The sequence below is a fragment of the Rugamonas rivuli genome (assembly GCF_009380165.1).
In the GTDB taxonomy this organism is placed as follows: domain Bacteria; phylum Pseudomonadota; class Gammaproteobacteria; order Burkholderiales; family Burkholderiaceae_D; genus Rugamonas; species Rugamonas rivuli.
The window spans coordinates 101361-113628 of the sequence record NZ_WHUF01000011.1; the positions used below are offsets into that span (position 1 = coordinate 101361).

Consider the following 12268-nt stretch of genomic DNA (forward strand, 5'->3'; position numbering starts at 1 on the left):
AATGTTGCAGATGTGATACTTTGCAAGATTGCTTCAAGGGAGCCGCTCAATGGAATTCCTTTTGTTTATCTTCGGCGTCTTCACGCTGAGTATCGCCTGGCGCGCGCGCAACGAAGCGCGCCAGGCCCGCAAGGTCGCTTCGGAGTTGCAGCGGGACGTGGATGCGCTGCGCGAAATGCAATCGGCGATGCAGCGCGTTGCCGAAGCACGGCAAGCAACGCAGCCCGCGCCGGCTGCCCCTTCTGCGGCCGCGCCGGCCGCGCACGCTGTTGCCCCAACGCCGCCTTCATTTGCCGCTCGGGTGCCCGTTGCGATGCCGACGCCGATACAGGCGCCCGCCGCCGCAGCAGCCGCGCCAGTGTCCACGCCGGCCATCGTCCCAACGCCACCGCCATCCGTGACCGCTCCCGCGCAGCCGAGGCAGGGGCCCGATCCAACGCCTGCGCCTGTGACCGAGCCGTCGCCTGCCCCTGCGTATGCGTCTGCGTCTGCGTCTGGGTCTGCGCCAACGCCGGCAATTCAACATCCAGCTCCACGCCCCTTCGAACCTATTCCTCCGCCGACACCACGCCGCGAGCAAGCACCTCCGCAATGGCTGGTGGCCGCCAAGGCCTGGCTCTTCGGCGGCAACCTGGTCGCCAAGCTTGGCTTGCTGATCTTGTTCATCGGCGTCAGCTTCCTGCTGAAGTACACAGCCGCGCGCGTCAGCGTGCCTATCGAATTCCGCCTGGCCGGCATCGTACTGGCAGACATCGCACTGCTGGCCTGGGGCTGGTGCATCCGCCTGAGCCGCCCCGCGATCAGCCTGCCGGTACAAGGCGCAGCGCTGGCCGTGCTGATGCTGGTGACGTTCGGCGCCTTCCGCATGTACCAGCTGATCCCCGGCTCGCTCGCCTTCGCACTGCTGTTCGTGCTTACCGTCTTCACCTGCCTGCTCGCCGTGCTGCAAGACGCCATGTGGCTGGCCATCTTCGGCATCGTCGGCGGCTTTGCCGCGCCCATCCTCGCGTCCACCGGCGGTGGCAGCCACATCGGCCTGTTCTCGTACTACGCGCTGCTCAACGCCGGCGTGTTCGCGCTGGCCCTGCTGCGCTCATGGCGTCCGCTGAACCTGCTCGGCTTCGCCTTCACCTTCGCCATCGGCACCGCCTGGGGCGTGCTGCGCTACACGCCGGAAAATTATCTGTCGGTGCAATTGTTCCTGCTGCTGTTCTTCGCGTTCTACGTCTCGATCCCGCTGGCTTATGCGCGCCAGCAATCGGTCAAACTGAAGAACTACGTCGACGGCACGCTGGTGTTCGGCACGCCGATGCTGGGCTTCGGCCTGCAATTCAGCTTGGTGCGCGGCTACCCGTTCGGCGTGGCCTACTCCGCGCTGGCGCTGGGCCTGCTGTACATCGGCCTGGCGACCGTGCTGCGCCGCCGCGACAAGGTCGCCCTGCTGGCCGACGCCTTCCTCGCGCTGGGCATCGTGTTCGGCACGCTGGCGATCCCGTTCGCGCTCGACGGCCGCTGGACTTCCGCCGCGTGGGCATTGGAAGGCGCCGGCATCGTCTGGATCGGCCTGCGCCAGAAGCAGACGCTGGCGTGGGTATTCGGCCTGCTGGTGCAAGCCGGCGCGTGGCTGTCGTTCTTCGGCACCGTCAGTGGACTGTCGCCGGAAAGCGCGCTGGAATCCAATTTGTGGCTGGGCTTCATCCTGCTGTCGATCACCGCCTTCCTGATGGCGACCCGCTTCCGCGCGCAGCAGGACAGCGGCACGAAACTGTTCACCGCGCTGGCGGCGCTGTTCCTCGCCTTCGCATCGATCTGGATGATCGCCGGCGCCTGGACCGAAATCTTCCTGCGCACCGACGGCGCCAGCCAGGCCAACCTGCTGGTGGTCAGCGCACTGGTCGCAGCGGCAACACTGTACTTCATCGCCCGCAAGATGGCATGGCAACTGGCCAGCGGCTTCGCCTTGATCGCCCAGGCCGTTGCAGGCGTGATGCTGGCCGTCCTGGCGCTGACGCAATGGAACTGGATCGAAGCGACACCCGACCTGTTCGACCGGCCGATCCTGGGTGCAGCCATGATCTGCGCCGGCGCGCTGTTCAGCAGCTGGGCGCTGATGCGGCACGACGGCCGCGAGCCGGGCACCACCAGCTACGGTCTGTCTCGCCTGACGATGTTGTGGGCCGGCCTGTGGTGGTTCGCGCTGATCCTGCCCGACCTGGCGAGCTGGCTGTCGATCCGCTACCAGATCATGACGGCCGGCGCATGGACCAGCGACGACATCCTCGGTCCCGGCATCTACGGCATGCTGCTGGCCGCAAACGCGTTTGCGATCGTCACTCTGGCACGCCGCCTGCAATGGCCGCGCCTGCGCACGCTGGCCGAGCCCACCTGGATCGGTTTGACGGTCGCCAGCGTCGCCATGCTCGTCAGCCTGTATGGCGGCAATCACTTACCGGCCGCATCCACATGGCTGGCCTACGCCGCGCTGTGGCTGGCGGGCGAGTGGCTGATGCGCGCCTGGTCCGCCAACGACTGGCCGTTGGGTAGCATCCAGCTGCACTTGCTGCATTGCGTGCGCACCGGCGGCCTGTGGCTGATGATCTGGCCCGTCGCGGCGATCTGGATCACACGCTGGCTGCACGGCGCCGACAGCGCCGAAGCGCAGCTGCTGGCCGACGCGGGCTGGGAGACCAGCGCCAGCTGGGTGCGCTTCATTCCGGCCTGGCTGATGATGGCCGCCGTCGGCTGGCTGATGCAGCGCGCCCGCGCCGGCGGCTGGCCGGTCGCGCCGCTGGCCGACTGGTATCGCCGACGTCTGATTCCATTGGCTTGCGGCTGGGCGCTGACCCTGGTCGCCGTCTGGAACCTGACGCAGAACGGCGCGATGGCGCCGCTGCCCTACGTCCCGCTGCTCAATCCGCTGGACCTGACCACCTGCTTCGCCATGCTGATGGCCTACGGCTGCTACCGCCTGCTGAGCGGCAGCGAAGCCGACGGCACAGTGCGTACCTTCCTGCTCGCCAACTGGCCTGCGCATTGGATCGCGCCGATGCCGCTGCTGGCGGCGCTGCTGGGCTATGGCTGGCTCAACCTGGCGCTGCTGCGCACCGTCTCGAACTACATGAACGTGCCGTATGAATTCGACGCCATGTTCGCCTCGCAATTCGTGCAGGCGATGCTGTCGCTGGTGTGGAGCATCACGGCGCTGCTGCTGATGCGCTTTGCTGCCAGGCGCGCGCTGCGCACCGTCTGGATCAGCGGCGCGGTGTTGCTGGGACTGGTGGTCGCCAAGCTGTTCCTGGTCGACCTGTCGAACGTGGGCGGCGTCGAGCGCATCGTTTCCTTCCTCGGCGTGGGCGCGCTGATGGTCGGCATCGGTTATCTTGCACCCTACCCTTCCGCAACGGAGAACAAATGAAACATATCCTGATCGCGGCGATGGCCGCCTCGGCCATCTCCACCGCAGCGGCCAGCGACGCGCCGCAGGACTACACCCACCTGCTGCCGCTGACCACAAGCGCCAGGCAGGGCGTGCTGCAAGTGCGGCTGCCCAAGGATGTCTACCTGCACGCACGCTCGCCGCTGCTGGATGACGTGCGCGTGTTCGACGCTAGCGGCGCCTTGCAGCCCTTCGCGCTGCGCACGCCGATGCAAGCGGTACGCACCAGCCGGCGCGACCTGCCGTTGACGGTCTTCCCGCTGATGGCCGCGAACGCATCGGCCTCGCAGCTGGATCTGGACGTGAGCACCGCGCCCGACGGACGGCTGCTGTCCGTCAAAGTGCGCCCCGACGAGCAACGCGACAAATCCAACGGCCAGCCGCGCCTGGCGGGGCTGGTGCTCGACCTCGGCAAGGATGCGGCCGCCACGCCGGTCAGCGCACTGCGCTTCACGCTGCCGTCCGGCCAGCAGGACTACAGCGCGCAAGTCTGGCTGGAAACCAGCACCGACATGAAACATTGGGACACGGTCGGCGCGGCCGATCTGAACTGGCTGGTCAACAAGGATGCGCAGACGCTGTCCAACGACAGGCTGGAATTCGACGCGCGCAGCTTCCGCTATGCCCGTCTCAGCTGGCGCAGCGGTGCGCCCTTGCAGTTCGCCGCCATCACGGCCGAGCAGCTGATCCGGGCCGATGTCGCACTGCCCACCGAGCAACTGCTGCTGCAAGCGGCCACGGGCCGGCAGGCGCAAGACCTGGTCTACGCCGTGCCGCCGGCCGTCGCGCCCAGCAAGGCCGGGCTGCAATTCAGCGAGCCCAATGTCGTGCTGTCCGGCACGCTGGGCAGCTACCGTGAACTACCGGCAAGGCAAACGGGGCAAGGTCCCACCTGGCGTTTCGATCCGCTGATCAGTTCCACGTTTTACCGCATCGCGCAGGGCGACCAGGTGCGCAGCTCCGGCGACCTCGACGTGCCGTCCGTGCATGCGACGCAATGGGTGCTGCGGACCACGGCGCCAACAACGGCAAGGCCCGCTTTACGATTGAGCTGGCAGCCGGCCACGTTGATCTTCCTCGCCAGCGGCAATGGTCCCTACACGCTGGCGGTCGGCCGCGAACGCGCCACGCCCGCCGTGCGCGAGTTGAATCAGGTAGCGCCCGGTTTCTCGGATGCGGAACTGCAAAAACTGGAACAAGTCAGCGCCGGTCCTGCGGTTCAGCAGCAAGGCAGCAGCGCCACCGATGCCAGCGCCACGCTGGAAGCCACCAACGCCGCCCGGCAGCGCCTGGTGGTGCTGTGGGGTGTGCTGCTGCTGGGCGTGGCCGCGCTGGCGTTTATGGTTTGGCGCTTGATCCGCCCAGCACGTTCATGACGGCCAGCGTCATCGCCTGGGCGGCGGTCTTGATCGACGGTTCCGGCACCGGCGCGTAGTACGGCGAGTGGTTAAAGGCGATCGGCTTGCCGCCCGGCCTGGCCGCCTCGGCCACCGCTTTCGGATCGTAGACGCCGGTGAAGAAGAACATGCCCGGCACACCTTCGTTGACGTAGGCCGAGAAATCTTCGCTGGCCGTCATCGCCGGCATGCGCGCGACGTTGGCGTCGCCAAAGGCTTTTTTCAGCACGCCCTCGGTGCGCTTGACCAGCGCATCGCTGTTGTCAATCGCGGCGCCACCGGTAATCAGCTCCACATCCGGCGCCGGCGCATCGGCCATCGCGGCCGAGGCGTTGGCGACGCGGCGCACGCCGGCCAGCAGTTTCGCCCGTACTTCCGGGCTGTATGAGCGTATCGTGCCGCGCACACGCACCGTGTCCGGGATGATGTTGCCGACCGTGCCGCCATTGATCGCGCCGATGGTGACGACGCCGAATTCCTTGGGATCTTTTTCGCGGCTGATCACGGTCTGCACGTCCACCACGAAACGGGCGGCGATGGTGATCGGGTCGAGCGCCTTGTCCGGCGCCGAGCCGTGGCCGCCGCGACCTTTAAAAGTGATTTCAATCGCGTCCGAGTTGGACGACACCGGCCCGCTGTTGTAGCCGATGGTGCCATGGGCCAGCGGCCAGGTGTGCAGCGCGAAGGCGTAGTCCGGTTTCGGGAAGCGCTTGAACAGGCCGTCGTCCAGCATGGCCTTGGCGCCGCTGACGGTTTCCTCGGCCGGCTGGCCGATGAACATCAGCGTGCCCTTCCACTGCGACTTCAGCGCCACCAACGCGCGCGCCGCGCCCAGCCAGGCGGTCATGTGGACGTCGTGGCCGCAGCTGTGGGCCACCATCGTATCCTTGCCGTCCAACAGCGCGTGCGCCTTGCTGGAATAGGCGTAGCCGGATTTTTCCTCCATCGGCAGGCCGTCGAGCTCGGTGCGCACCAGCACGGTCGGGCCGGCGCCGTTCTTGTAGATCGCCACCACCCCGGTCTTGCCGACTTTTTCCGTCACCTCGAAGCCGATGGCGCGCATCTCGGCGGCCAGCTTGGCGGCCGTGCGTTCTTCCTGGAAGGCGATCTCGGGATGCGCGTGCAGATCCTTGTAGATCGCATCGAGCTTGGGATACATGCCGTTGATCTGGCTGGCGACGGCGGACGCATCCTGCGCCTGGGCGGCGTGGATGCACAATAATGCGGCAACTGGAAGCAGCTTCATCGGTGGTTTCCTGGTCCGGGGATAATCGGACCAGCATACCACCGGCGGATCAGGCTGTATGCAACTTCATCGTGGCCGCGTCGAACTTGCCCTCGACGATCAGCGGCATCACCAGCAGCGACTTGTCGATGGACTGCTCGATCAACTCCTGGTCTTCGCGGCGCGGGCGGTGCAGCACGAAGTCGGCCACCTGCTGCGCCAGGCTGAGCGTGCGCGGATGGCCGATGCCCAGGCGCAGGCGCCAGTAATCCTGCGTGCCCAGCGCGGCGGTGATGTCCTTCAGGCCGTTGTGGCCGCCCGAGGAGCCGCCCTTTTTCAGGCGCGCGGTGCCGGGCATCAGGTCCAGCTCGTCGTGCACGACCAGCACTTCGTCCGGCGTGATCTTGAAGAAGCGGCACAGGCCGCCCACCGACTGGCCGGAGCGGTTCATATACGTCTGCGGTTCCAGCAGATAGACTTCGTTGCCGGCCACCGAGCCCTTGGCCATCAGCGCGTTGTACTTGGTCTCGCGCTGCAGGCGCGCGCCGATGTCGTTGGCGAGGTTGTCCACCAGCCAGAAGCCGGCGTTGTGACGGGTTTGTTCGTATTCGGGGCCGGGATTGCCGAGGCCGACGATGAGACGTATAGGCATGACGTGTGGTCGAAAAAAGAGAAACGTGATTATCGCTTAAAAAACAAAAACCCCCGCCGGCATGAAGCACTGGCGGGGGCTTTTTCCTGCAACCGCCCGAAGGCGGCGTCAGTGATTACTTCTTGGCCTTGGCGGCTGGCTTAGCGTCAGCAGCTGGAGCTTCAGCAGCAGCGGCTTCAGCAGCAACGTGACCAGCTGGTACCGAAGCGGTAGCGATGGTCAGGTTCGAGCCGTGGGTGACAGCGGTCACGCCAGCTGGCAGAACCAGGTCAGCGATGTGCAGCGAGTGGCCAACGTCGATGGTCGACAGGTCAACGGTCACGAACTCTGGCAGGTCTTTTGGCAGGCACGAAACTTCGATTTCGTTGGCTACGTGGCTGATGGTGGCGCCGTGCAGTTTGACTGCTGGGGACACGTCGGCGTTAGCGAAGTGCAGAGCAACTTTCATGTGCACTTTTTTCGAAGCATCAACGCGCTGGAAGTCAGCGTGCAGAACCAGTTGTTTGTATGCGTGGACTTGGAAGTCGCGCAGCAGAACTTGCTGGGTCTTGCCGTCGATTTCCAGATCCAGGATCGACGAGTGGAAGGCTTCTTTTTTCAGCGCGTGGTACAGCGCGTTGTGGTCCAGCGAGATGGTCACTGGCGCTTCGGTACCGCCGTAGATGATGCCTGGGGTTTGGCCCGAATTGCGCAGGCGGCGGCTCGCTCCGGAACCTTGCAATTCGCGTTTGAATGCAACAACTTTCATGTGTAACTCCAAAAATAACAGGGCTCGCGCCCCGTGTTATGAAGCCCCCGCGACCAGGGTGCTTCGAAAATGAGCTGACTGCGCTCATGAAACCGGGAAAAGCAAAGGCGCGACAAGCAATTTATGCCTGTCGCGCCATGAAAAACTGGCTAAACAGTTTATCTTAGTCGATAAACAGGGAGATCACGGAATCGCCCTTGATGATGCGTTTGAACGTTTCTGCCAGCAGCGGTGCGCAGGTCAGCTGACGGATCTTGCCGCAAGCCTTGGCCGAATCGGACAGCGGGATCGTGTCGGTCACAACCAGCTCGTCCAGCGACGAATTGGTGATGCGCTCGATCGCCGGGCCGGACAGCACCGGGTGCGTGCAATACGCGATGACTTTCTTCGCGCCGCGTTCTTTCAGCACTTCGGCAGCCTTGACCAGGGTACCTGCGGTGTCGACCATGTCATCCATGATCACGCAGTTACGGCCTTCGACTTCACCGATGATGTTCATCACTTCGGAAACGTTGGCTTTCGGACGACGTTTGTCGATGATGGCCAGGTCGCAGCCCAGGCGTTTTGCCAGGGCGCGCGCACGTACCACACCGCCGACGTCCGGCGATACCACCAGCAGATCCTGGTAGTTCTTCTTCTGCAGGTCACCCAGCAGAATTGGCGAAGCGTAAATATTATCAACCGGGATATCGAAGAAGCCCTGGATCTGGTCTGCGTGCAGATCCATGATCAGGACGCGCTCGACGCCCGCTTCTTCCAGCATGTTCGCGACGACTTTGGCCGAGATCGCAACGCGCGCCGAACGTGGGCGACGGTCTTGACGGGCATAGCCGAAGTAAGGAATAGCTGCGGTGATACGGCCAGCGGACGCGCGTTTCAGGGCGTCGACCATCAGGATCAATTCCATCAGGCTGTCGTTGGTTGGAGCACAAGTCGATTGCAGAACGAAGACGTCTTTACCGCGGACGTTTTCGTTAATCTCAACCATCACTTCGCCGTCCGAGAATTTCGAAACGTTTGCCTTGCCGAGAGGGATGCCGAGATTTTTAGCGACCCCTTCTGCCAATGCAGGATTAGCGTTGCCGGTAAAAACCATCAGGTTTTCGAAAGCCATTGGGAGTCCCAGAGATAGTCGATGAAAATTTTTGAAAAGTCGCCAGCGGAAGCCGCGTAGCGCTGTACTTAGATCTTAGTTGAATGGCTCGCTCTGGGCTGAGCCATCTTTGCTCTACCTGGCCGGAGACTTGCGCCTCGACGGGTCCAGATACAAACGAATGGCAGGGGAACAAGGATTCGAACCTTGGTATGCTGGAATCAAAATCCAGTGCCTTAACCAGCTTGGCGATTCCCCTACGCAACTGACTGCTTGTCGTTACATGGCCGGTATTTTACAGCCATTTTCACGCTAAGCCAAATTTTTTTACTGCATCACAACTTCGCGATGATCGGATGGCGATCCAGCGCTTTTGCTTTCCAGGCCTTCCACTTCGCCGGTACTTTTGCAAGCACCGCATCCGCTTCTGCCTCGGTTGCTACCGCACTGAACACGCAAGCACCGGAGCCAGTCATCCTGGCATCACCGTAAGCACTGAGCCATTCTATCGCCTCTGCTACCGGCGGGAATAACTTCGTTGCTACCTGCTGCAAGTCATTCTTTCCAAAACCTTTTAAACCGTTTCGATTTTCGAGGTGGCTGGAAAAGTCCGTTATTATGACGACCGGAGTATCCCTTGTCAAATGTTCTGAGCAAAAAATTGCAGCCGTGGGCACGGCCACGCCCGGTTCGATGACGACATACCAACAATCCGGCGCCTGCACCGGCCGCATGGCCTCCCCCACGCCCTCGGCGAAAGCGGTCTCGCCGAAGATGAAGAAGGGGATGTCCGCCCCCAGCGGCAGGCCCAGCGCCATCAACTCTTCCTTGCTTAGACCGGCCTGCCACAAAGAGTTCAATGCCATCAGCGTAGTGGCCGCATCGGACGAACCGCCGCCCAGGCCGCCGCCCATGGGCAGTACCTTGTCGATGGCGATGTCGACGCCGCGCGGCAGCGCGCCCGTGCGGCGCAGCACCTCGGCCTGCAGCAGGCGGGCGGCGCGGATGATCAGGTCGCTCTCTTCCGGCACGCCGGGCAAGTCGGTCACGCGGCGGATGGCATCGTCGTCGCGCAGCTCGAAATGCAGGGTGTCGCCGTGGTCGATCAGCTGGAACACGGTTTGCAGCAGATGGTAGCCGTCGGCGCGGCGGCCGTTCACGTGCAGGAAAAGGTTGAGTTTGGCCGGAGCCGGGCAATTCTTCAGACTGGTCATGGTGCTGCTTATTCTGCGTTCGGACGGATGGCGATGCGTATCGTCAGGTCATCCACCTGCCCCGCGCCCAGGCGCGTGAGGTCGATGCGTTTTGGTTGCGGCACGGCGGCTGTATCGTCTTGCCACGTGACGTATTCGATTTTCCAGCCGTCGCGGGTGACGACCGTATTGTTGGCCGGCGAGGCGACGAAGCGCTTGCCGCCGGCGTCGGTGGCGTAGCCTTGCAGCCATTCGCGCAGGCCGGAGACCGGCAGCGTCCAGCCCAGCGTCTGCGCGGTCAGGCTGTCGAGATCGGGCGCGGTGCGCGGCGGCTTGCCGCCTTGCTTGAGCGTGGCCGATTCCGGCGTGACGCTGATGATGGCAATGGTCTGGCCGAGCGGCGAGATCAGCGTGACCTCGGCGGCGGCCTTGCTTTGATGCCAGGTGAAACTGCCGGTCATCGGTTCGGCCTTGCCGTCCCGGGTGTAATTGACGGCGATGCCGCCGCCCAGTTCGATGCTGTCGCGGTATGGCGCGACAGCCGCGGCCGAGCGCGGCGTGGAGGTGGCGCAGCCGGCCAGCACCGACACGGCCAGCACGGAAGCCAGCAGCGCGGCGGGCGCACGGCGGCGCAGGTTAAATGAAGTCATCAAGTGATATCGTCGCTTACAGGCTGAGTTTCAAACGGGCGAGCGTGCTTTTCAGCGCGTCGTTCTTCGGGTCTTTGGTCTGGGCTTCCTGCCACATCTGCTGGGCGCCCGCCTTGTCGCCCTTGGCGAACAGCACCTCGCCCAGGTGCACGGCGATTTCCGGATCGCTGCGCAAGGCATAGGCGCGGCGCAGCATTGCTTCCGCTTCGGCCAGGTTGCCCATGCGGTACTGCACCCAGCCCATGCTGTCCATGATGAACGGGTCGCCGGGCGCCATCTTCATGGCCTTGTCGATCAGCGAGTAGGCTTCCGGCAGGCGCTCGTTGCGCTCGGCCAGCGAGTAGCCCAGCGCGTTGTAGGCGTGCTGGTTGTCGGGCGCGGCGATCATCACCTGGCGCAGCGCCTTTTCCATCAGCTCCAGCTGGCCCAGCTTCTCGGCCACCAGCGCGAAGTCGTACAGCAGGTCGGGATTGTCCGGGTAGCGCTTGACGGCGTTTTCCAGCACCGTGTAGGCGGCGCGGTGGTCGCCGGCGTCGCGCAGGATCTGCGCATCGGCCTGGAAGATCTGCGCCTGGTCGACGGCCTCCGTAGGCTTCAGCTCGGCCAGCTGCTTGCGGGCTTCGTCGATATTGCCTTTGCGGGCAGTCAGCTGCGCCATCTTCATGCGCGCGGCCAGGTAGATTTTCTCGTCGCCGCCGTCGACCTTGTCGAGCCAGTTGTAGGCCGCGTCGAAGTCGTTGCGCTGCTCGGCGATCTGCGACAGTATCATCAGCACCTTGGACGGATCGCGCTCGTCGCTCGGATGTTCGGCCAGCACGTTGACGAAGCTGGTGAAATACTTCTCCGCCGCCGGAATATCGTTGGACTGCATGCCGATCACGCCCAGCGCGTACAGGGTGGCCAGGTTGTCCGGCTGGTCTTTCAGCAGCAGCAGGAATTCTTTGCGAGCCTGCTCGGTCTGTTTGGAATCGACCAGGATGCGGGCATAGGCGGCGCGCACTTCGCGCGACTTCGGATATTTGTCCAGGAAGGTCGACAGCACTTTCAGCGCCGCGTCGATATCGCCCGATACCTGCGCCGTGGTCAGTATCGCCAGCTCGGAATCGGGCTTGATGCGCAGTGCCTGTTCGGCCTCGGTGCGGGCGCGCTCGTTGTCGCCCAGCGCGAACGCCCCCTGCGCCAGGATCAAATGGCTTTCCAGCATGTCGCTGTAGGGCGCCAGCACGCGGTCTTCCAGCGCGAAGGCGGCGGCCTTGTCCTTGGCGCGCAGCAGGAATTGCTGCATCTGGAACATCGCCAGCGGACGCGCGCGCAATGGCGCATTTTTCAGGCGCTCGACAAAGATCTGCTCCGCTTCGCCGAGATCGTCATTGACGACGGCAAAGCCGAGGAAGTATTGGGTGGCCTCGTCCGAATCCGGCGCCAGGCTGCGCCACAGGCGGATCGCCGACAGCGCTTCCGAACCCTGCTTGGCGCCCAGCGCCATTTCGGCGGCGCGGCGTGCCAGGCGCGGATCGCGGGTTTGCTGGGCCAGCGCCATCATCGTGATGTAGGCGCCCTGCCAGCGCCCCTGCTTGAACTCCAGCTCGGCCTTGGTAATGCGGTACAACATGTCGCTGGTGAGGTCGACATTGGGCAAGGCTTCCTCCACCGGTGCCGCAGCTGGCGGCGCGGCGCTGTCCGCAGCCGCCTCGGCGGGCGCGGCCGGCTCCTCGGCGGCGGACTCCCCCTGTTTTTGCGGCGCGATGGCGCACGCGGACAGCAAGGCGGAGAGAGTTACAATGGCGAAAGCGTTTTTCAAGGGAAGATCCTGGCAAGTCGGCAATAGGTACAGAGTCAGTGGATTTTACGCCCAACGCAACGATCGCGTCTTT

9 protein-coding genes and 1 tRNA gene are annotated in these 12268 nt (G+C 64.0%); 2 read left to right on the plus strand and 8 right to left on the minus strand.

The annotated features are described in order from the left end of the window. The first annotated feature begins 49 nt into the window (after positions 1-49). Entirely contained in the window at positions 50-3415 is a 3366-nt protein-coding gene (locus GEV01_RS28745) for a DUF2339 domain-containing protein (RefSeq protein WP_152809570.1), read from the plus strand. Further along, on the plus strand, positions 3412-4812 hold the full coding sequence (locus tag GEV01_RS28750; protein WP_152809572.1) for a DUF3999 family protein: 1401 nt from the start codon (positions 3412-3414) through the stop codon (positions 4810-4812). The genes GEV01_RS28745 and GEV01_RS28750 overlap by 4 nt, the downstream gene beginning before the upstream one ends. On the opposite strand, the gene GEV01_RS28755 is transcribed toward GEV01_RS28750, so the two are convergent. The 8 genes from GEV01_RS28755 to GEV01_RS28790 all read right to left on the minus strand — a co-directional run bounded on the left by GEV01_RS28755 (position 4775) and on the right by GEV01_RS28790 (position 12195). Further along, complete coding sequence (locus GEV01_RS28755) at positions 4775-6079, minus strand: amidohydrolase (protein ID WP_152809574.1); 1305 nt, start codon at positions 6077-6079, stop codon at positions 4775-4777. The genes GEV01_RS28750 and GEV01_RS28755 overlap by 38 nt on opposite strands. Before the next feature lie 49 nt (positions 6080-6128). Further along, positions 6129-6710 (minus strand): aminoacyl-tRNA hydrolase, encoded by a 582-nt coding sequence (gene pth / locus GEV01_RS28760; RefSeq protein ID WP_152809576.1) that lies wholly within the window; start codon positions 6708-6710, stop codon positions 6129-6131. A gap of 115 nt (positions 6711-6825) precedes the next feature. Further along, positions 6826-7458, minus strand: coding sequence for a 50S ribosomal protein L25/general stress protein Ctc (locus tag GEV01_RS28765; protein WP_152809578.1), 633 nt, complete (start codon positions 7456-7458; stop codon positions 6826-6828). Between the two features lie 163 nt (positions 7459-7621). Next, the gene (locus GEV01_RS28770) at positions 7622-8572 is read right to left on the minus strand and encodes a ribose-phosphate pyrophosphokinase (RefSeq protein ID WP_008444419.1); all 951 of its coding nucleotides are present in this window, start codon (positions 8570-8572) and stop codon (positions 7622-7624) included. Between the two features lie 161 nt (positions 8573-8733). Continuing rightward, a tRNA-Gln gene (locus tag GEV01_RS28775) sits at positions 8734-8810 on the minus strand. Positions 8811-8886: 76 nt separating this feature from the next. Continuing rightward, complete coding sequence (gene ispE, locus GEV01_RS28780) at positions 8887-9765, minus strand: 4-(cytidine 5'-diphospho)-2-C-methyl-D-erythritol kinase (RefSeq protein ID WP_152809580.1); 879 nt, start codon at positions 9763-9765, stop codon at positions 8887-8889. Positions 9766-9773: 8 nt separating this feature from the next. Further along, positions 9774-10394, minus strand: a complete 621-nt coding sequence (locus tag GEV01_RS28785; RefSeq protein ID WP_152809582.1) for an outer membrane lipoprotein LolB — start codon at positions 10392-10394, stop codon at positions 9774-9776. 16 nt (positions 10395-10410) lie between these two features. Beyond that, the gene (locus GEV01_RS28790; protein WP_152809584.1) at positions 10411-12195 is read right to left on the minus strand and encodes a tetratricopeptide repeat protein; all 1785 of its coding nucleotides are present in this window, start codon (positions 12193-12195) and stop codon (positions 10411-10413) included. Positions 12196-12268 lie beyond the last annotated feature (73 nt).